15 protein-coding genes and 1 tRNA gene are annotated in these 21,033 nt (G+C 65.7%); 11 read left to right on the top strand and 5 right to left on the bottom strand.

The features are described 5' to 3' along the window. Nucleotides 1-257: 257 nt before the first annotated feature. The 5 genes from QUE68_RS10620 to istB (QUE68_RS10600) all read left to right on the top strand — a co-directional run bounded on the left by QUE68_RS10620 (nucleotide 258) and on the right by istB (QUE68_RS10600) (nucleotide 6,075). Nucleotides 258-581 (top strand): hypothetical protein, encoded by a 324-nt coding sequence (locus QUE68_RS10620; protein ID WP_286275580.1) that lies wholly within the window; start codon nucleotides 258-260, stop codon nucleotides 579-581. After that, a complete protein-coding gene (locus tag QUE68_RS10615; protein WP_286275579.1) occupies nucleotides 575-3,016 on the top strand; it encodes a heavy metal translocating P-type ATPase in 2,442 nt (813 codons plus the stop codon). Before QUE68_RS10620 ends, QUE68_RS10615 begins: the two co-directional genes overlap by 7 nt. 177 nt (nucleotides 3,017-3,193) lie before the next feature. Continuing rightward, a complete protein-coding gene (locus QUE68_RS10610; protein WP_455013147.1) occupies nucleotides 3,194-3,856 on the top strand; it encodes a hypothetical protein in 663 nt (220 codons plus the stop codon). 193 nt (nucleotides 3,857-4,049) lie between these two features. Then, complete coding sequence (istA, locus tag QUE68_RS10605; RefSeq protein WP_284226727.1) at nucleotides 4,050-5,291, top strand: IS21 family transposase; 1,242 nt, start codon at nucleotides 4,050-4,052, stop codon at nucleotides 5,289-5,291. A 1-nt stretch (nucleotide 5,292) separates the two neighbouring features. Next, nucleotides 5,293-6,075 carry an IS21-like element helper ATPase IstB gene (istB, locus tag QUE68_RS10600; protein WP_286274579.1) on the top strand — a complete coding sequence of 261 codons (783 nt, stop codon included), beginning with the start codon at nucleotides 5,293-5,295 and terminating at the stop codon, nucleotides 6,073-6,075. A 953-nt stretch (nucleotides 6,076-7,028) separates the two neighbouring features. Here istB (QUE68_RS10600) and QUE68_RS10595 read toward each other — a convergent pair. Then, on the bottom strand, nucleotides 7,029-7,505 hold the full coding sequence (locus tag QUE68_RS10595; protein ID WP_286275577.1) for a hypothetical protein: 477 nt from the start codon (nucleotides 7,503-7,505) through the stop codon (nucleotides 7,029-7,031). A 320-nt stretch (nucleotides 7,506-7,825) separates the two neighbouring features. Here QUE68_RS10595 and mobF point away from each other — a divergent pair, with 320 nt between their 5' ends. From mobF to QUE68_RS10565, 6 genes are all read left to right on the top strand, one after another. Then, nucleotides 7,826-13,657 (top strand): MobF family relaxase, encoded by a 5,832-nt coding sequence (gene mobF / locus QUE68_RS10590; protein WP_286275576.1) that lies wholly within the window; start codon nucleotides 7,826-7,828, stop codon nucleotides 13,655-13,657. A 280-nt stretch (nucleotides 13,658-13,937) separates the two neighbouring features. After that, nucleotides 13,938-15,479: an IS21 family transposase gene (gene istA / locus QUE68_RS10585; RefSeq protein ID WP_284231462.1), complete on the top strand. Its 1,542-nt coding sequence runs from the start codon at nucleotides 13,938-13,940 to the stop codon at nucleotides 15,477-15,479. A 62-nt stretch (nucleotides 15,480-15,541) separates the two neighbouring features. Beyond that, nucleotides 15,542-16,321, top strand: coding sequence for an IS21-like element helper ATPase IstB (istB, locus tag QUE68_RS10580; protein WP_284230424.1), 780 nt, complete (start codon nucleotides 15,542-15,544; stop codon nucleotides 16,319-16,321). Nucleotides 16,322-16,573: 252 nt separating this feature from the next. Then, a complete protein-coding gene (locus QUE68_RS10575) occupies nucleotides 16,574-16,888 on the top strand; it encodes a hypothetical protein (RefSeq protein ID WP_286275575.1) in 315 nt (104 codons plus the stop codon). Nucleotides 16,889-17,287: 399 nt separating this feature from the next. Next, entirely contained in the window at nucleotides 17,288-17,479 is a 192-nt protein-coding gene (locus QUE68_RS10570; protein ID WP_235892895.1) for a helix-turn-helix domain-containing protein, read from the top strand. Between the two features lie 207 nt (nucleotides 17,480-17,686). Then, complete coding sequence (locus QUE68_RS10565) at nucleotides 17,687-19,090, top strand: site-specific integrase (protein ID WP_286275574.1); 1,404 nt, start codon at nucleotides 17,687-17,689, stop codon at nucleotides 19,088-19,090. 100 nt (nucleotides 19,091-19,190) lie between these two features. Here QUE68_RS10565 and QUE68_RS10560 read toward each other — a convergent pair whose 3' ends face one another. From QUE68_RS10560 to QUE68_RS10545, 4 genes are all read right to left on the bottom strand, one after another. After that, on the bottom strand, nucleotides 19,191-19,343 hold the full coding sequence (locus tag QUE68_RS10560; protein ID WP_161600483.1) for a hypothetical protein: 153 nt from the start codon (nucleotides 19,341-19,343) through the stop codon (nucleotides 19,191-19,193). 64 nt (nucleotides 19,344-19,407) lie between these two features. Then, on the bottom strand, nucleotides 19,408-20,265 hold the full coding sequence (locus tag QUE68_RS10555; protein ID WP_286275573.1) for a hypothetical protein: 858 nt from the start codon (nucleotides 20,263-20,265) through the stop codon (nucleotides 19,408-19,410). A gap of 180 nt (nucleotides 20,266-20,445) precedes the next feature. Next, a tRNA-Val gene (locus tag QUE68_RS10550) sits at nucleotides 20,446-20,520 on the bottom strand. Between the two features lie 46 nt (nucleotides 20,521-20,566). After that, a complete protein-coding gene (locus QUE68_RS10545; protein ID WP_286275572.1) occupies nucleotides 20,567-21,031 on the bottom strand; it encodes a peroxiredoxin in 465 nt (154 codons plus the stop codon). Nucleotides 21,032-21,033: the final 2 nt, after the last annotated feature.

Here is a 21,033-nt window from a genome sequence, read left to right as displayed (position 1 = left end):
CTCATGAGCGCGCGTCGATCGCCAACCTCGATGGCCAATCGACTCACCGTGGTTTCGAGGGGGCGTCGCAAAGCTCAGGCGTATCGGCTGCGGCCATCAGTCCGGGTGCCGAGAGTCGTTGGGATCGAAGCAGTTTCAACAGCTCCCGTCGTCCAAGTTCGGGTCCAAGGTCCCTATGACTCAACGGCTCATCGGCGGAGAATTCTCCGAGAGCGGTGGTGGCCGTCCCACCGACAAGAACCGGCTGAGGAGAATTCGTGATGAAACACGCGACACACATTCACTTGATGGTCGGCCTTGGCGCTGCCGCGATTCTTCTGCTCTCCACCGGGAACAGCGGCGGATGGGCGCTGTATGTAGGGCTCGGCGCCTGCGCCGCGACGATGTTGGTCATGATGCGCGGCATGGGCGGCAGCCAGCAACGCGGCGAGATGGAGTGCGACACCCCAGAACGGTCTACTGACAAATCCGCAGCGCAGATCATGATCTCCCTTGACAGCCCGAATTTGGCCCCTCTTGTCCCTGAGAGCACCAGCTTGCGCCGAGCTGGGCGGGAGTCAGTCGAATCAGGGACATGGTAGATGGGGGGTCGGCGCAGGTGAAGGAGTTGGACACAGACGTCGAAGTCGCGGGTACGCACACCGTGGTGCTGGAACTCGACGGCGTGCAGTGGGCGACTCAGAAGAACGTGGTCGAGACAGTCCTCGGTCGGCGACCGGGAGTTGTTGGCGCGGAGGCCAACCCGGTGGCTCAGACCGTGACGGTGCGCTACGACCCGGCTCGCACCACGGTGGAGGACCTTGCTGGGTGGGTTCGAGAGTGCCGATATCACTGCCGGGGTGAATCGGTCCCGGATCACCTCTGTGCCATGCCGATTTCGGCCACCGATGCGAAGCGGGCCCCCGGCACCGCCGACGAAGCTGCCGACCACGCAAGCCACCCAGCCCATGAGGCCAGCGCCGTGGCGGGTGCGGGTCGGACGGGGACGCCGACCGAGGTGATGGGGCACGGCGGGCACGGTGAGATGTCGATGGCCGCGATGATCCGCGACATGCGGGACCGTTTCCTGGTCGCGGTGGTGTTCGGTGTGGTGATCACGTTGTGGTCCCGGATCGGGCGCGACGTGTTCGGGTTCACCGTGGCCGCGCCGTTCGGGCTGCGCGACGACGTGTTCCAGCTGATTCTGAGCGTTCCGGTGATCTTCTATTCGGCGCAGGTGTTCTTCGCCGGCGCATACCGGGCGCTACGTGCCCGCACGTTGGACATGATGGTGCTCGTCGCGGTCGCCGTCGGTGCCGGCTGGGTGTACTCCGTCGGGGTCACCCTGACTGGGGGCGGCGACGTCTTCTACGAAGCGGCGACCATCCTGACCGCGTTCGTGCTGCTCGGTCACTACTTCGAGATGCGGGCACGGGGCGGCGCCAACGACGCCGTCCGTGCACTGCTGAAGCTGGCCCCGCCCATGGCGACCGTGCTCCGCGACGGTGAGTCGGTGGAGATCCCCACCGATCAGGTCGTGGTGGGTGACCTGTTGTTGGTTCGACCCGGTTCCAAGATCGCCGTCGACGGAGTGGTGGAGGACGGAGACAGCGACGTCGACGAGTCCACGGTGACCGGAGAAAGCCTGCCGGTTCACAAGGGTCTTGGCGATGAAGTGGTGGGGGCCACCATCAACACCGCTGGGACACTTCGGGTCCGAGCCACCAAGGTCGGCGCGGACACCGCGCTGGCCCAAATCGTGAAGCTGGTGCAGGAGGCGCAGAACTCCAAGGCACCCGGTCAGCGCCTCGCGGACCGGGCCGCGTTCTGGTTGGTTCTGGTGGCGCTTCTGGGCGGGGTCGGCACCTTTGTGGTGTGGCTGCTGGTGGGCCGCTCGGTCAGCGAGGCCCTGTTGTTCGCGATCACGGTGGTGGTGGTGACCTGCCCCGACGCGCTGGGGCTGGCCACGCCTACCGCGATCATGGTCGGGACCGGTCTGGGCGCTGCCCGCGGAGTGTTGTTCAAGAACGCGACCGCGATCGAGACGTCGAAGAAGATCGATGTAGTGGTGATGGACAAGACCGGCACCCTGACCCTGGGCGCCCCGGAGGTGACCGACCTACTGGTGGACGGGCTGCCCGAGACGGAGGCCCTGGCGCTGATCGCCGCGGTCGAACGCAACTCCGAGCATCCGCTGGCGGCCGCGGTGGTTCGGCACGCCGATGCAGCGGGAGCGCACCGCCTCGATGCGCACGACTTCGTCAACGTGGCGGGACAGGGTGCCGTCGCGGTCGTGGATGGTCACCGGGTCGTGGTGGGCAACACCCGACTAATGAGTTCGGAGAACGTCGACCTGGGTGTCTTGGCTGCGCGGCAGCAGGAGCTCGCCGCAGGGGGGCGGACGGCGGTACTCGCCGCGATCGATGGGCGGGTGGTAGCGGTGATCGGCATCGCCGACGCGGTGCGACCCACGTCCGCGGCCGCCGTTGCGGAGCTGCGATCCATGGGCGTCGAGGTGGTGATGCTCACCGGAGACAATGCGGCCACCGCGCAGCGGATCGCCGCTCAGATCGGGGTCACCGAGGTGATCGCCGACGTGTTGCCCGGCGACAAGGCCGCGAAGGTCACCGAGTTGATGGACGCCGGGCATCGGGTGGCGATGGTTGGTGACGGTGTCAACGATGCGCCGGCGTTGGCTCAGGCCGACCTCGGAATTGCGATCGGCGCCGGCACCGATGTCGCGGTGGAAACCGCCGATGTGGTCCTGATGCGTTCGGACCCGCTTGATGTGGCGGTGGCGCTGCGGATCGGGCGGGGCACGGTCCGCAAGATGAAGCAGAACCTCGTCTGGGCGATTGGCTACAACTCCGTCGCTCTACCCATTGCCGCGGGGGTCTTCGAGCCGGCGTTCGGTCTAGTGCTGCGCCCAGAGATCGCCGCAATCACGATGGCAGGTTCCAGCATCCTCGTCGCCGTGAATGCGTTGACCCTCAAACGTCTTCGCCTCCCCACGCCGGACACGGCCGAAGCGCAGTGAGCAGTCGGCCCGCCTGCAGAGCCGTGCACCCACGTCAGCCTTGCGACGGCGGACAGGTGACGGAGGTATCTCGGTCAGGTTGAGATACGGTGTCGCACAGTTGATGTTCGAGCGAGTGCTGTCATCATCGGACGTGTGGCACCCAAAGCAGCGACGAGGACGGACAGCAGGCTAGCTGTGAAGCTTGCAGCACTAGCTTCGTTCGGCGCGGCTATCGTCCACTTCGCGGTGGTGCCAACGCACTGGCAAGAGTGGGTGCCGGCAGGCCTGTTCTTTCTTTCGATCGCACTGTTCCAACTGATTTGGGCGCGACTGGTCCTTGCTCGGATGACGACGTCGGTGCTCGCCGCGGGGATCATGCTCAACGTCGGGGCCATCGCGCTGTGGGCACTCTCACGAACGTCGGGCGCGCCGTTCGGCCCTCACGCCGGAGAACCAGAACTCGTCAAGGCCGCGGACCTCTGTGCGGTGCTGCTTCAAATCTATGTCTTGATGGCAGCCGGCTGGGTGGTGTACCGAGGCCACCACGGCGAACCGATACCAGCGTTCGGGAACGCGATCGTGCTCCTCGGCGCAACTGCTGTCGTCGCTCTGGCGTCGACGGTAGGAGTGGCCTCGGGTCTTCGGCACGGCCATCCCGAGCAGGCCGGCGCCGCAACCGATCACCACGGCCCTAATGTTGGACCTGCAGAGGCCCATCACGATCATTCAGAGCCAGCCACGTCCCCACCGAATGTCGAGTCGATCGGCCCGCCCGCGGCACCGACACCTGACGAAGGTTCGCTCCCTCCAGCGGAGCAGCTGGACGACGCTCACGGTGATCATCCCCATGACGAGTGACGGCTGATCTTTAGCACCACAGCACGGCACACCCGCCGCGTACCGCCGTCCTGCTCCAGCGCGGCCGAGTGCTGGCAGGGGTACCCCAACGCTCGCCCCTAAACTGGGCTCAGCACTGTGCTGCTGTTGACGACGGTTGAAATCTAGGCCAGTCGCGACGGTGAAAAGTAGGCCACCCATACAGATTGGATGGGTGATCTCCTTGGAAGATTGGGCCTTGATTCGGCATCTTCACCGCAGCGAGGGTCTGTCGCAGCGGGCTATCGCACGGCAGATGGGTATTGCGCGCGACACTGTGGCTGGGGCGTTGGCCAGCGACGTCCCACCGAAATATGAGCGGCGGGCGGTGACGCCGGCGATCGATACCGTGGAGCCACGGATTCGGGCTTTGTTGTCGGCCTATCCCGGGATGCCGGCGACGGTGATCGCGGAGCGGATTGGGTGGACGGGTTCGATCTCGTGGTTTCGGGAGCGGGTCCGGGCGGTTCGCCCGGAGTACCTGCCCGCTGATCCGGTGGATCGCCTCGAGCATCCGCCCGGTCGGGTGGCGCAGTGCGATCTGTGGTTCCCGGCGCCCAAGATCGCGGTGGGGTTCGGTCAGGAGGCGATGCTGCCGGTCTTGGTGATGGTGGCGGCGTTCTCAAGGTTCATCGCCGCGGTGATGCTGCCGTCGCGCCAAACGATGGATCTGGTGGCCGGGATGTGGCAGCTGCTGGCGAGCAGCTTCGCCGCGGTGCCGCACGAGTTGTGGTGGGACAACGAAGCCGGGATCGGACGTCGGGGCCGGTTGGCCGATCCGGTGACTGCGTTGATGGGCACGCTGGGATCGCGGATGGTGCAACTCAAACCCTATGACCCCGAATCGAAGGGAATGGTGGAACGAGCCAACCGCTACCTGGAGACCTCGTTCCTGCCCGGACGCAGCTTCGACTCCCCGCACGACTTCAATAGTCAACTGGGGCAATGGCTTCCGACCGCCAACAGTCGTCATGTGCGTGTCCTCGACGGGCGTCCCGTTGATTTCCTGGATCGTGATCGAGCTCAGATGCTGGTCCTGCCACCCGTGCCTCCGGTGATCGACACCGTGGCGCACCAACGGCTGGGACGGGACTACTACGTCCGGGTGGCCGGCAATGACTACTCGGTGGATCCGACGGCGATCGGTCAACTCGTCGACGTTCGCACCACCCTGGCCCAGGTGACGGTGAGCCGATCCGGGCATCTGCTGGCGGCTCATGACCGCTGCTGGGCGGCACGTCAAACCCTGACCGACCCGGCCCACGTCGCGACCGCCGCGGCGATGCGCCGCCAATTCCAGACGGGCCCGGCTCCACTGGCAGGCGAGCATCTGGCGCGGGACTTGGCCGAGTACGACCGTGCCTTCGGTGTCGACTTCACCAGCAGTGCAACCGGATTCGACGGGGAGGTGGCCTGAGATGGCGGAGGATCCGATCAAGGACATCTTGCACTACGCGCAAGCGCTGAAGGCGCCACGAATCAGGGATGCGGCAGCCCGGTTGGCCGAGCAAGCCCGTGAAGCCAGCTGGAGTCATGAGGAGTATCTCGCTGCGGTGCTGTCCCGTGAAGTCGCCGCCCGCGAAGCCTCCGGTGCAGCGACCCGTATCCGCTCAGCAGGGTTCCCGACGCGTAAGTCACTGGAGGACTTCAACTTCGATCACCAACCTGCTCTCAACCGTGACATGATCGCCCACCTCGGTACCGGTGTCTTTCTGGCCAAGGCCCGCAACGTAGTGCTCCTCGGCCCGCCGGGCACCGGCAAGACTCACCTCGCGACCGGCCTGGCCATCAAAGCCGCCCAGACCGGGCACCGGATCGCGTTCGCCACCGCAGTGGACTGGGTCGCCCGCCTCAAAGCCGCCCACAACGCGGGTCGCTTGCCCGCCGAGTTGGCCAAGCTGCGGCGCATCGGACTGCTCGTCGTCGACGAAGTCGGCTACATCCCATTCGAGCAGGACGCCGCGAACCTGTTCTTCCAGCTGGTCTCCAGCCGCTACGAACATGCCTCGCTGATCTTGACCTCGAACCTGCCGTTCGCCCGCTGGGGTGATGTGTTCGGCGACCAGGTCGTCGCCGCGGCAATGATCGACCGCATCGTCCACCACGCCGACGTCCTCACACTGAAGGGATCCAGCTACCGCCTCAAAGACACCGGAATAGACACCTTGCCCTCCGCCCGAGCCGACAACACGGCACAATAAACCACGACCACGTGGCCTACTTTTCACCGTCGCTCCTGGCCTACGTTTAGACCGTCGTTAACAGCTGCGACACCTCGCACCGCCAGCGTGCCCAGCGCCCATGAGACGCCCCAGCGAAGCCCTGTCGTCGATCCCTTGCGGGCATGCGTACTCACCACAACGCTGGCTGGTCGCCAAGCAGCGCCGCATCACGCGGAACCACCGATCGTTCGAGCCGCGCCCCGCGACTGTCGAGCGTCGCACCGCATGGCGCCCAACGCCGCACGCATCCGCGCCATCCGCTCCATGCTGTCGCCCTGGGAGACGGAAACGACGTGTCGTCCAACGTCTGTCTCGGCTGCGATCTTCACGACCTGGTTGTGATATTCGTACAACCCGTCCACCCCAGCCGAGACAATTCCGCCTGCGATCGCCAACGCGTAACGGTGCGGCCGCACGCAGAACCCCACACCGTCGCGGGCGAGGGAGCGACGACCGTAACCATCGGCTCCGATCGCACCGGTCTGGGTGTCGAGGTCCGAATGCGTTGCCCCTAAACGGAGTGGCTATGGAAACGGTCGATCTCCAAGGCGTGCGGACGCCGATCGACAATTAGTCGGCCCGCACTTCTCACGTCCGCTGACTTAGATCCTGCACTGACATCCGCGCGGCCGTGCTCGAACCCCGGCGTCTTCACCAGCAGCGCCGCCGCGCGTGTCGGTGAGCAGAGCTGCGGGGTGACATTCGGTGCTCCGCCGGACAGGGTCCGACGTCTCTGCACCTTGCGTTCATCATGCCCGCCAAGCGGTCCGCGGTGGCGCAGTCCTCGCCACGGCTGCTGCAACTTCAACGAGGTGCCAACTGGTAAGCGCAGCTGAAGATTCGGGCACGCCGACGTAACTCTGGCCGTGAGCGCGACGGTCATCTCACGCGCTGGTTCTGCCACGTCGTTCTCCCCCGCACTGTCAGTGCCGTCAGACAGCGGTCGCGTTCACTGCTGGCTCGCTGGCGCCGGGGTGATTGGGTCTAGGCGGTTGACCGTTCTGCACCGCCTGACCACCTGGTGCATGCGAACCGTCAGTCGCCGTGGGTTTCTCGGCTTTCGGTGCGTGACGCAGCATCGCCCGAACCTCGCCGACGCCCGCCTCCGTCCGGCTGGCAATGGTGGCCAACGTCTCACCACGGTCCTGCATGCGCACGATCGCCGCGCCGGCCTCGGCCCGGTGCACCGCGACGCGCTTGGCGGCCTCGGCGTCGACCTGCTCGCGCAGCCGGGCGAGCCGATCGGTCTTCCAGGTTTCGACCTCGGCGATCTTGCCGACCGCCACCAGGTAGTTCGCGCTGTCCTCGATGTTGGCCTTGTCCCGCGCCGCGCGGGACTCGTTGGCGCGTCGGGTCGCTTCGCGTGCCCGGCGTCGCGCTTGGACCTTGGACGTGCTCGCTGATGTCATGGTCGCCGACATTAGGAGCGACCGGGGCGAGCACGCCACCACCCCAGCCACATTCGTCCCCACCAAATTTTCTTCGTCGCCTCCCACCGTGCGCGCATCGCCTCACGTTCACCGCGCCGCACCCGTCCCCGCCGCCGCCGCTCCTGAGCCCGCCCAGCTCCCCGCTCAACCCCGCCTCCCACGGCCCCACCACGGACCACACACCTCTTGCACCGAGGTATCGAATCGTGAGAGTTGTTTAAGAACAACCGGTTTGGTGGTGGCTCTTCCGACCGTCGACTTCGTAGCCTCCGGTGTATGTGGGAGCCAAGGAGCGCGTCATGGTGATGACGCTGCACAAGCTAACCGCCGGGGACGGCTATCTCTACCTGGTGCGGCAGGTCGCTGCCGCTGACAGCACCGAACGAGGCCGCAGCAGCCTGGCCGACTACTACTCCGCCAAAGGCGAAGCCCCCGGCCGCTGGATGGGCCGCGGCCTGGCCGCCCTCTCCGACACCGGTCGCTGCGACGTCAACCCTCAAGTACGCGAGGATATTTGGACCGTCGAGGCGGAATCCGGCGTCAGCGAGGCCCAGATGCGCGCCCTCTACGGGGAGGGCTTGCACCCCAACGCCGAGCGCATCGAGAGCTACGTCGCCGGCCTCGGCATGGGCACCACCCAACGGGTAGCCAGCCGCCTGGGACGGGAGTTCCTGGTCCGCGACGGCGAGCCGAAACTACTCCGTCGCCTCGCAGTGGCTTTCCGGGACCACAACGCCGAAAACGGCGCCCATTGGAACGCCACCATCGCCCCGGAAGTGCGCGCCCAGATCCGCACTCGGGTGTCGACAGACCTATTCACCGAGGAGTACGGCCGCCCGCCCGCCGACGACCGCGAACTGTCCGGTTTCATCGCCCGCAACACCCGCGCCCGCACCACCGCCGTCGCCGGGTACGACCTGACCTTCTCGCCGGTGAAATCGGTGTCCGCACTGTGGGCCATCGCCCCGCTGACCGTGGCCGAACAGATCGAGGCGGCCCACGACGCGGCAGTGGCCGACGTCCTGGAGTGGCTGCAGGATCAAGCCACCTTCACCCGCACCGGCGCCGGTGGAGTCGCCCAAGTCGACACCGAAGGGCTCATCGCCGCGGCGTTCACCCACCGCGATTCCCGCGCCGGAGATCCCGACCTGCACACCCACGTCGCGATCTCCAACAAGGTGTCCCACGTCGACACCAACGGCGTGCGCCGCTGGCTAGCGCTAGATGGTCAACCGCTGCACCGGGTCACCGTCGCGGCCTCGGAGTTGTACAACACCCGACTGGAAGCCCACCTGATCGCGAGCTTGGGTGTGCGCTTCGTCGAACAGTCCCGCGGACGCGGTAAGCGCCCGGTCCGCGAGATCGCCGGTCTATCCGCCGAACTGATGTCGCAGTGGTCGACCCGACGCGCCGCCATCGAAGCTCGCACCGCCACACTGTCCACACAGTTCCACACCGATCACGGCCGCGAACCCACCCATGTCGAGATCATCGCCCTGGCCCAACAGGCGACCCTGGAAACGCGCGAGGCCAAGCACGAGCCGCGCTCGCTGGCCGAGCAGCGCGTAGCCTGGCGCACCCAAGCTGCCCAGGTGCTGGGTCGCAACGGTCTGCAGCGGACGCTGGCCGACGTTCTGGCCGGACCCCGCCCAACACGGAGCGTCCCCATCATCGATGAGCGGTGGGTAGCGTCGCGCGCTGGCGAACTCATCGCCACCGTCAGCCAAACCCGGTCGACGTGGCAACGTCATCATGTGCGTGCCGAAGCCCTGCGCATGGTGCGCGCCCATGGCGTGGCGCACGATGTCGCACTCACCGACCGCCTTACCGATACTGCACTGTCCAAAACGTTTTCGGTGCCGCACGCCCGTATCGCGGATGCCGAATTGGGTGAACCTGTCGCATTGCGTCGCCGCGATGGCGCCAGCGTCTACCGCCGCCACGGAGTCGAGGTCTACACCAGCCGCGAAACATTGGCCGCCGAACGCCGGATCTTGGTCGCGGTCGGTCGTGATGATGGGCGGTATGCGACGGAGCTTGACGTCGAACTCGCGCTGGCAAATTCGGTGGCGCGCGGTCACACCCTCAACGCTGGCCAGGCCGCGCTGGTAGCGGACATGGCCACCTCCGGGCGGCGTGTCGCCCTCGCGTTGGCCCCGGCCGGAACCGGCAAGACCACCGCGATGGCCGCGCTCGCCGACGCGTGGCGCACCTCCGGCGGACACGTCATCGGACTGGCCCCGACTGCCGACGCCGCGATCGTTCTCGGCGAAGACCTGGGCGCCACCACCGACACCTTGGACAAGTACGTTTGGTCCACTGACCCCAGCGCCACCACGGCCCGACCGCAATGGTTCACCCGTGTAGGTCCCGACACGTTGATCGTGGTCGACGAAGCCGGACGGGCGTCAACTTCCCAGCTCGACGCATTGATCGCCGACGCACTCACCAAGGGCGCCAGCGTGCGCCTCGTCGGTGATGACGGACAGCTGTCATCGATCTCGGCCGGCGGTGTTCTGCGCGACATCGCCGAGGCCACCGACGCGCTCACCCTGTCCGAAGTCGTCCGCTTTAAGTCGCCGGCCGAGGCCGCCGCCGGACTGGCGTTGCACGACGCCGACCCGGCCGGCATCGGCTTCTACATCGACCATCACCGCATCCACGTCGGCACCGACGAGACGGCCGCCGACATGGCCTACGAGGCGTGGCGGGCCGACCTGGCCGCCGGCGGGGACTCCATCCTGCTCGCGCCGACCAACGACGTCATCAACGCGCTCAACGCCCGCGCCCGCATAGATCGTCTGGCCGCCGATCCCGAGGCCGCCACCAAGCCCACCGTGGTGCTGGCAGATCAGCTGCTCGCCAGCGTGGGAGACACCATCCGCACCCGGAAGAACAACCGCCGCATCACCATCGGCCGCACCGACTTCGTGCGCAACGGGTACCGCTACACCATCACCGAGGTCCTTCCCGCCGGCGCCGTGAAGGCTCGGCACGTCCGCAGCGGGCTGGTCGTCACGCTGCCCGCGGCTTATATCGCCGAACACGTCACGCTGGGCTACGCAGCCACCATCGACTCCGCACAGGGATTGACCGCAGGCGGGCGCACCACCAGGGGCACCTGCCACATCGTCGGCTCGGACACGATGACCCGCCAGCACCTCTACGTCGCGATGACCCGCGGCACCGACGAAAACCACCTGTACCTGTCGACTGCCGAAGCCGATCCGCACCGGCTGCTCTCCCCCAAGGCCACCCACCCCGATACCGCCGTCGACGTCCTCACCCGGACGTTGGCCCGCGACGGCGCCCAAATTTCGGCAACTACCGCCGCGCGTCAGGCCGCTGATCCGGCCGCGCGGCTCCAGGCGGCAGCCGACATGTTCTACGACGCGCTCGGGGCGGCGGCGGAGAATCGCCTCGGCATCGGTGCTCGCGACCGCCTCGACGTGATGGCCGACCAGGTGATCCCCCAGCTGAGCACACGCGAAGCCTGGCCCGTCCTGCGCCGCAACCTCGCCGTCCAAGCGCTCGACGGAGGCCAACCCCACCAGCTGCTCGTCGACGCACTGGCCAAGGGCAGCGTCGACGACGCAATAGACCCGGCCGCCGTGTTGGATCACCGCATCGACCCCACCGGCGCCCATTCCTCCGGCACCGGTGTCCTTCGCTGGCTGCCCGCCATCCCCACCGCGCTGCACGACGATCCGACTTGGGGCAACTACCTGACTGACCGCGAACGTCTCGTCGAGAAGCTCGCCGACGACATCCGAGCCCGGGCAACGGCCTGGACCAACGCGACCGCCCCCGTCTGGGCACGCCCGCTGATCACGGTCAACCGCGCCCTGACCGCCGAGATCGCGGTATTCCGAGCTGCCGCAGGCATTCCCGCGGCCGACACCCGCCTGACCGGGCCGCGTCAGTACCCGGTGCAGACCCGCGCCGTGCAGTCCTTGCTGCAACGCCATGCCGCTGCCGCCATCGGACGCCGCAGCGCCGACACCACCCGCTGGAACGACCTCATCGACACCATCGACCCACGACTGCGCTCCGATGCCTACTGGCCCCAGCTCGCCGCCAAGCTGGCTGAAGCCGCCCGCGCCACAACCGATCTACGCCAGATCATCACTACCGCCGCCCGCCGTGCACCATTGCCCGATGAGCTACCCGCCGCGGCGCTGTGGTGGCGCATCATCGGTGCGCTTTCACCGACCGCCACCCTGGCCACCACCCATTCGCGGCTGCGCCCGACCTGGATCGCCGACCTCGACGCCGTGTTCGGCACCGTGCTCGCCGAAACCATCGCCGCCGACCTCAACTGGCCGGCTCTCGTCACCGCCATCAACGCCGCCGACCCACACACCTGGACCCCGCGCGACCTGTTACACCTCGCCGCCGAACACCTCGCCGACGCTGACGACACGCATTCCATCCCGCCCGGTGACTACGCCCGACTCATCACCTACACCGTCGACGCCTTCACCCACCGCCTCCAGGCACACCTGGGCACCGACATCCGCGACATCCCCACCCCCGAGGACGCCCCGCCCGATCCCGACGACGAGGCACTGTTCCCGCCAGACCCAGAAGACCCCTCCATGGCTCCGGATACCTCCTTGCTGGCCGTCGACGTCGAGGCGCCCCTGCCGGGAGCCGGCCACGTCTTCGAGTACGGGACGGGCCCCCTCGACGGGTTGCGATTCGAAGATCTCTCGACAAGTCGCCCGCCGCGCGAATTACTCATCACCAGAGACGTCTTCAGCGATCTACGCGACGAATACCGGACTGTCTGCGACAAGATCGCCAAGCTCGACGCCGACATTCCCGCCGGCCACGGCCCAGCCATGCGTGCCGCCGCCTCGGACCTCCTACGGATGCGGCGCCAGGTCGAGGCCGACCGCCCCTACAGTCACGCCCTCACCGACGTGATGGAACAGTGGTCCGACGCCGATAGGGCCTACAGCGACACCCTGCGGATGATCGAGCACGCGCGCGCCGAGCTTGACCTCCTACTCGCCACCCCCGACGCCGACGAACTCGACATCGCCTCCGCCCGCGACCAGGTCACGTTCTACACCGGCCTGCTCCCCGAGCAGCCGCCTTCATCGGAGTTCAAGCAGGCCCTCGCCGACGCCCAAGCTGCCCGCGTCGCAGCCGCCGGCGGCCGCATCATCACCGAACGCGACATCACCGCCGCACGCGGCGATGCCGAACGCGCCGACTTGGCCACCCGCGACGAACTGCGCGCACGACGCCACACCCTGCGACGCCAGCTCGAGCGCGCCGAACGCGACATCGCCACCGCCTTCGCCACCGCCCAAACCGCCGCCACAGCCACCCTCGACGACCTTCTGGATTCGGCACGCGACGAGGTCGACCTACTCCACTCCGCTGGCCACGTCGATTTCAATGGCACATCTCTGACTATTGCCGAATCATCACTGACAAAACACGACTCGTCGCTGGCCGCACGACTCAAAGCCTTGGCTGCCCAGCCTTACCGACTCAGCTACGCCCGCGCCGACAGTGCCGACCCCGACACCATCGCAGCCCTTCAAACACTCCGCTCCGCGGCGAACGCCGATCATCGAAAAGTGCTGTGGCTCAGCAGTACCGAGGAGGATGCCACAGCCGCATGCGATACCGGAGTCGCCGACATCGCCGCTGTGTTGGGCAATGACGATTACGCCGAACAGCTGTGGTCACTCGGCGCGAACGCCATCGTCATCATCGATGACCCGGCCAACGCCGAACCCAAGCGACTCACCACGGCCGCTGGTTACAGCACAACTCACGACGCCCGCGCCATCATCCTCGATCCCGGCGACGGCCGAGTCGGACCCAGCACCCCTGCACTGCGGCTACTGGCCCAGACGACGCCGTGGACCACCAACCTGACCAACACCGGCATCGAAGACCACCTAAGCGCACCATCTCCTGCCGTCACACTGGCCGACCGACTCGGCCGCACCCACCTCAACGAACCATGGCGTCAGGTACTTGCCCAGTACGACACTGCGGCCCGTGCCATCCGATCCGCTCATCGACTCCACCTCACCCTGACCTGGAACGCCCGCTCCCACAGCCGTGACGCAACCGACAAAACGCTTGACGCTGGCATCGACTATTGACGCGTTAGTGTCGGCACCGCGGTACCGTACGACGCCGCGGAACAGGTTGTCGCAGCTGAGTTCTCCCTGTATTTGGGGCCGATTGGCGAGTACTTGTCAGCGGTCAGGTAATTCCCCCAGCGTGAGGGGTTGTCCGTCACGGAATTCCTCCACCCTGTCTGTCACGTAATTCCCCCACCCGGGGCGGTGTGGCAGCCGGTTGTGGGCTTCGCATACAGGTTCGCTCGACTCACGGATCGACTCGTGAGGAAGGGCGCCGATGGCGAGGAGAAGTTTCGACGTGTTCGACCTGATCGAGTTGTTGACCCATTGGCATGCGGGTCGGTCCCAGCGCCAGCTCTCGGAGAGTCTTGGCATCGACCGCAAGACGATCGCGAAGTATCTGGCGCCGGCGATTGCCGAGTCGCTGACCCCGGGCGGGGAGCCGGTCACGGAGGCGGCGTGGGCCGCCCACGTCGGCCGGTGGTTCCCCGAGGTCGCCGACCCGGGTCTGCGGGCCACGACGTGGCCGGGGATCGAGGTGCACCGCGATCGGATCGTCGACTGGCTCAAGGCCGAGGTGAGTGCGGCGACCGTGGCGCAGCGGCTGCGCGACGACCATGGTGTTGCGGCGTCGGAATCCTCGGTGCGGAGATGGATTTCGGCCAATCTCTCCGAAGAGTCGACGCGGGAGAGGGTGACCGTGGCACGCGGGCCGGTGCCGGCGGGCAGTGAGGCCCAGATCGACTACGGCAAGCTCGGGATGTGGTTCGACCCGGTCAGTGGTCGACGCGTCACGGTGTGGGCGTTCGTGATGGTGCTGGCTCACTCGCGGCACCTGTTCGTCCAACCCGTCCTGTGGATGCACCAATCCTCCTGGTGCGCATCGCATGTGGCGGCGTTCGAGTTCTTCGGCGGTGTCCCCGCCCGGCTGGTCCCGGACAACCTGAAGACCGGTGTCACCCGGTCGGATCTGTATGACCCGAAGATCAACAAGGCCTACGCCGAACTGGGTTCGCACTACGGCTGCCTGATCGACCCGGCGCGGGCGAACAAACCGAAGGACAAACCACGCGTCGAGCGTCCGATGCAGTACGTTCGGGACTCGTTCTGGCGGGGCCGGGAGTTCACCTCGCTGGAGCAGATGCAGGCCGCAGCAGTGGTGTGGTGCCGTGAGGTCGCCGGGGCCCGGGCGTCGCGGGCGCTGGATGGTGAGCAGCCCGGGTTCGTGTTCTCCACCGTCGAACAACACGCCCTGCTGCCGTTGCCGCGCAATGCGTTCCAGCTCGCGGTGTGGTCCTCTGGCAAGGTCGCCACCGACTGTCACGTCAAGGTCGGCGCGGCGCTCTACTCGGTGCCGTGGCGGCTGATGGGCCAGCAGGTCCACGCCCGCACGTGCGGGGACATCGTGCAGATCGTGCACGGCGGGGACGTCGTGGCCACCCATGTCACCCATCCGCGGGGACGGGCCACCGACTTCGAGCACTACCCGCCGGAGAAGATCGCCTTCACGATGCGCAACCCCACCTGGTGTCGCCGGACGGCCGCCGAGGTCGGGCCGGCCTGCACGCAGGTCATCGCCGAGTTCATGGAAGTCAACGCCATCCACCGTCTGCGCAGCGCTCAAGGTGTCCTGGCACTGCGCAAGACCGTCGGCGACGTCCGCCTGGAGACGGCCTGCGCGCGGGCCATCACCGTCGGCGATCCGAGCTACCGCACCGTCAAGGGCATCCTCGCCGCCGGCACCGAACTCGACGGAACCATCCCGCCGACGGCACCGCACGCCCCAGCACATCTGCGCGGACCCGAAGCCTTCGACACCACCACCGGTGAGACTGCATGACTTCCAACGTCTATCCGTCTGTCACCCAACATCATTCGATCCGAACATAGGACAACATCACCATGAGCATCCTCGATCCTTCGCTTCGCAATGCGCTGCGCACCCTCAAACTCACCGGCATGCTCGAGACCCTCGATGCCCGGTTGGCCCAAACCCGCGACGGCACCCTCGGGCACCTGGACTTCCTGCAGGTCCTCTGCGAAGACGAGATCGCCCGCCGCGAATCAGCAGCACTCACACGGCGCATCCGCCGCGCCAAGTTCGAGGAACAATCCACCTTCGAATCCTTCGACTTCACCGCCAACACCAAGCTCCCCGCGGCGATGCTGCGCGATCTCGCGGCACTACGCTGGCTCGACGCCGCCGAATCAGTCATCCTCTACGGACCCGTCGGAGTCGGGAAAACCCATATGGCACAAGCACTTGGACACGCCGTAGCCCGCCGCGGCGGCGACGTCCGCTTCGCCAAGACCTCCCGAGTGCTCTCCGATCTGGCCGGCGGCCACGCCGATCGCACCTGGGGCCAACGTATCCGCGAATACACCAAACCGCTGGTGCTGATCCTCGACGACTTCGCGATGCGCGAGCACACCGCGATGCACGCCGACGACCTCTACGAGTTGATCTCCGACCGCGCCGTCAACGGCAAGCCGCTCATCCTGACCTCCAACCGCTCACCCAAGGACTGGTACAACCTGTTCCCCAACCCCGTCGTGGCCGAATCCCTGCTCGACCGCCTGATCAACACCAGCCACCAAATCCTGATGGACGGACCCAGCTACCGACCCCGAAAAAGACCCGGCGCTCACGCGCCGGTAGACAACACCAAGCCAGCCCGGTAGACCTACACCCGAGGCCCACCGGTGGCGGAATTACATGACAGACGACCCGGCGGAATTACCTGACGGCCGACAGTACTCTCAACTGCAGGGATTCGATCTGCGAAGCGTCCCCCAGGAGGCCATGATGCCAGCGTCATCCGATCGCAGCTCAGCCTGCCCACATGCCCACCTTCGAACCTCTCGATGAGCAGGTCAATCTGGACCGGGGCGACGGACAAGTTGAGGCGAGTCCGCGCCTGCACCTTTGAGTCCATGCCCTTGGAAACCGACCCTAAGATCCTGAGCGCCGTCCACGAGGTCTACACCACGGACCTCGGACTGCCCGATGACTGGACCGCCCCACAGCGAGCCGAGTTCATCGCCGACGAAGCTGAGAAGATCACCTGGATGGTGTGGGCTGAAGCGGGGACGACCGGCGAGCGCAGCATTCAGGATTGGACCCGCAGATCGGGCGGCCGTGCCCCAGACCGTGCTGTTCGGGGCACCTTGATGGCCGAGGCCCGCATCCAGGCCATCACCTATGTCCTGAACACGGAACTCTATGAACAGATCACTACTGACGCCTAGCTCTTTGGCCGCGGGGTAAACGACACGCGGACGCCGGTGCACGACGCTCACCCCGACGTCAGGTAGCTTTCAATGGCGTTCTCAGCTCACGCCATTCGTCGCCGACGATTTTGAAATCGCCGTCCATGAAGACAAACGGCGACAGACGAAGAATTCGTGCACCCAGCTGACCAATATGGCTCTGGTGGTGGACCGCGTGTCACGCGTCCGCCTACTTTCAGTCAATGCAGGAACATGCCCACGAGATGGCCTCAAGCCGCGAGCCCATGGCATGGGGCCAGATAGCGCCGACCGTCATCTTGGCAATCGCCTGGAAGCAGCTGATCCGACATAATCGAACTGCATCACACGACCACAACCGCTTTCCGCAGACTTCTCGCCGACTTCAGGATGAAGGAGGTGAAACAATTGGAGAGCAACATCTTTGACGGACTACCGCTGTTGCTGGCTGTCCCCAGGGCTGCCGCAATTCTGGGTATCAGCCGTGCGGCAGCCTATCGTCTCGCCGCTTCTGGCGAACTACCAGTGCGCCGGCTTGGCGGACGCGTTTACGTCGTCACCGCCGAGCTTCAGCACCTTATTGCCTCGTAAACGCCCGACCGGGTCAGGCGCCCGTTTAAGCAATCGCAACTATGCGGTCGTTATCCTTCGATGCGAGCCGACGTCGAGCCGCAGGCTCATTTCACAAGTGCCTCTGATTGTTGGGCTCGATGTCAGCCCCATGCTGCAACATGTAGTGAAACGTTCCGCCTGGGACACACTGTCGACGACACTCACACAGGCTTGCCAGGAGACCAGATGGCCACGAATGAGGAACCACCACGTTCGAAGCGCACTCGGCGAGTTGAGCCGATCACGCGACGAAACGCGAAGAATGGTGCCGTCAGCTATACATTTCAGATTGACATCGGCGTTCGGCCCGATGGTTCGCGTGACCGGCAGCGCTTTTCCTACCGGACTCTCGCTGAAGCTCGACGCGAGTACCGCAAGATCGCGACCGAGGTCGCGACCGGATCATTTGTTAAGCGAGATAGCACAACGGTCGCCGACTACCTCACCGAATGGTTACAAGGGAGGCGTGATGTCAGGCCCAACACGCTTGCGGGATATCGGCATTCACTCAAGCCGGTGATTGACGGCCTCGGCGGTATCGGTCTGCAACAGCTGCGAACCTCCGACATCGACGCGTTGGTGACCTTGCGTCTTCACGGCGCTTCGGTCAGCCAGCGCGACAAGCGGGGCCGCCGCGCCGCCGAAGTGTTGGCGTTCTTGCGACAGCATCCGAATGGCAGACAGTACGGCGAGATCCTCGACGAGTTGGGGAAACCTGGCATTCGAGCTCTCGACCGGTTAGTAGTGTCGGGCAATGTGTCGCGCCCAGGGCGGGGTCGCTACATCGCTACTGATCCGAACGAGCCGGACCGTCCCAAGGTCCCGGGAAAAGTCAGCTCCCGGACCGTTGTGACAATGCTGGTCGTGTTGTCGTCAGCGTTGGACGACGCTATGAGAGCGGGTTTGGTGGCTCGAAACGTCGCGCGCCTAGTAAAGCGCCCAGGGGTAGAACATCACGAAATGTCTAGCTGGACACCGGAACAGGCCATACGGTTTCGCGAGCATGTGCGCGACGAGCGACTGGTCGCCTGCTGGTTGCTGACCTTAGCCGGCCTGCGGCGGTCGGAAATTCTCGGACTACGGTGGTCGGACGTTGACCTCGAAGCTGGCACCGTATCGGTGGCCCAAGGTCGCGTTGTGGTCGAGGGATGCGGCACTGTCACCGGTGATCCGAAATCCAAGCGGTCGCGCCGGGCGTTGCCGATGCCACTCGATGTGCTCAGTGCGCTGCGCGCGTTCAAAGTGCGCCAGGCTGAGGAACGCCTCGCGCTGGGCGAGAGATATCCCGACACCGGCCTCGTCGCGGTGAACGACGACGGTTCTCCCATTCGGCCCGAGACGTACTCCAACGACTTCTCTCGCCACGCGAAAGATGCTGGTGTCGCGGTGATCCGGTTGCACGACGTTCGCCATACCGCCGCCACCATGCTCCTCGACGGTGGAACCACACCATCCGCCACGGCCAAGTGGCTGGGCCATGACCCGGCGATCACGCTGCGGGTGTACGGACACGTGTACGACGACGCGCTTGCCGCGGCGGGCGATGCGCTGATGGGGCGATCACGCACCATCGCAAAGGAGAATCGCTAGTTCATCGGTTATTGAGGAGGGCGCTACATCGGCCCCGTAGATGTGACCTAGGCCCAAACTTGATGCGCCACTTCCCGCCAGTCGGAAAGTATCCGTCGAACTACGCGCTCGCGCGAGCCTCAACCCATTTGATCAAGCGGCGACGGCTTTCTGCGATGCGCTCGGGATTCTGCTCGGCATCCCGCTCGGCGGCATCGGCTTCTTTCCAGGCACGACGCATATCGGCGTCGTGGAACTCCACAGTCTTCGCCATCACTCACCCCTTTCGGACGACGCCAGCATAGCTGCGCTCCCCGACAAAACGCGTCAGGCACATTCTAGTTCCCTCGCTGTTGGAACGCCTTCGTGATACGGGCGGGAGTCATTGTTGTTGCTTCAGCGGCGGCAAGCAGGTGTGCCAGCACCTTGATGGATGCGACATCCGAGTGCGAGAACCCGTCAGCGTCGAGCGTGTTGGCTGTCAGCATCCCGAAAGCGAGCCTGTCCGCGCGAACAGCCACAGACACAAACGACCTGTACTGCCGATTCCTGGAGACGTCCCACGAGTCGGGGACCGTGGCATTCGTGTCGTTACTCGACGCGACGTCGCCACTATCTATCAGGTCCCATACCCCCTGATCACCGCCGTGGCCCTCAATGAACTCGCTGGTGAAGGAGTCTTCGCGATTTCTCGAGTCACTGTAGGTGCCAGACTGCATCACCCGGGATCGAGCACCTAGGTCCTGAACCCGAAAGTAGGCAGCCCGCGGCGCGTCGCTCTGGACGAGATCGCAGACCTTGCTGACGATCGACGTGCGAAACCCGCTGATCTCCTCATCCTTGGATGCCTGATCCAACACGGATAGCCGGCGCAGCTTGTCGGCAGTGCCGAGCATGGCTCCATTGATCAGCAATGAAGTGCGACGAGACTCTGCCTTGAGGGCTTGGTCGAGCGAGACCCGCTCCTCCTCCTGTTGGCGCTTGAACGCGCGCTCGTTCCTGAACTTGAAGTAGCCGACAACAGCGGTCGTCACGGCGAGGCAGCCGGCCAGAACGCGGACCCCGACGAGCCAATTGCCCTGCGGAATGAGACTGATTGCGAAGGTCGCCGCAGCAGTCAGAACAGCCAGCGCCGTCAGCCCGAAGTTGAAGGCGACCGCCCGGTCCCTGACAGCCTTCATCTGCTCCACCGCCACCGCGGCAGCATCTCACACCGCGTCGGCTAGGCCCTGCAATCAAAGACTGCGTGCAGTGTGTCGGAACAGGCCCGTCTCGCTCGACACTTTAGTTCGAATCTCTTGGCACACTCTCGGCACAACGGGGGTTTTAAAATCGTCGGAAACCTTGGCCCGCAAGTCTTTGACCTGGACTGACCATGGTGGGCGCGACAGGTATCGAACCTGCGACCGCTGGTGTGTAAAACCAGAGCTCTACCACTGAGCTACACGCCCGTGCTCGGGCAGGCTACACGGCCACGAGGCGGTGGAGGAAATCCCGTCAGACGCTACGGAGGGCACCGAGTGCGGCCACCCATACCGTTGGATCGCGCGGCTCTCCCGGGCCGTTCATCTCCGCCGATCGGACGACGCCGGCGCGGTCGATCACGAAGGTCCCGCGGTTGGCGAAGCCGGCTTCGTCGTTGAACACCCCGTACGTCCGCGCCACCTCGCCGTGCGGCCAGAAGTCCGACAGGACGGGGAACGTGAACCCGCTCTGTGTGGCCCAGACCTTGTGCGTCGGGGGCGGTCCCACCGAAACGGCGAGCGTTTGGGTGTCGGTGTTCACGTAGTCGACGAGGTGATCTTGAATCTCGTCCAGCTCACGCTGGCAGATGCCGGTGAAGGCTAGCGGAAAGAAGACCAGCAACACGTCCTTGGCGCCTAGGAAGGAGCCGAGCGTGACGGGTCGACCGTTCTGGTCCTTCAGAGTGAAGTCGGGCGCCGGCGCGCCAACGTCCAGCACGC

The organism is Mycolicibacterium sp. TUM20985, from assembly GCF_030295745.1.
In the GTDB taxonomy this organism is placed as follows: domain Bacteria; phylum Actinomycetota; class Actinomycetes; order Mycobacteriales; family Mycobacteriaceae; genus Mycobacterium.
This window is presented reverse-complemented; position numbering and strand designations above follow the sequence as displayed.

Bases quoted from the DNA above. Each gene is read 5' to 3' on its own strand.
- QUE68_RS10615 (WP_286275579.1), top strand. From the start codon at position 575: ATGGTAGATGGGGGGTCGGCGCAGGTGAAGGAGTTGGACACAGACGTC.
- istB (WP_286274579.1), top strand. From the start codon at position 5,293: ATGGCGGAGGATCCGATCAAGGACATCTTGCACTACGCGCAAGCGCTG.
- QUE68_RS10595 (WP_286275577.1), bottom strand. From the start codon at position 7,505: ATGACATCAGCGAGCACGTCCAAGGTCCAAGCGCGACGCCGGGCACGC.
- mobF (WP_286275576.1), top strand. From the start codon at position 7,826: ATGGTGATGACGCTGCACAAGCTAACCGCCGGGGACGGCTATCTCTAC.
- istB (WP_284230424.1), top strand. From the start codon at position 15,542: ATGAGCATCCTCGATCCTTCGCTTCGCAATGCGCTGCGCACCCTCAAA.
- QUE68_RS10575 (WP_286275575.1), top strand. From the start codon at position 16,574: ATGCCCTTGGAAACCGACCCTAAGATCCTGAGCGCCGTCCACGAGGTC.
- QUE68_RS10565 (WP_286275574.1), top strand. From the start codon at position 17,687: ATGGCCACGAATGAGGAACCACCACGTTCGAAGCGCACTCGGCGAGTT.
- QUE68_RS10560 (WP_161600483.1), bottom strand. From the start codon at position 19,343: ATGGCGAAGACTGTGGAGTTCCACGACGCCGATATGCGTCGTGCCTGG.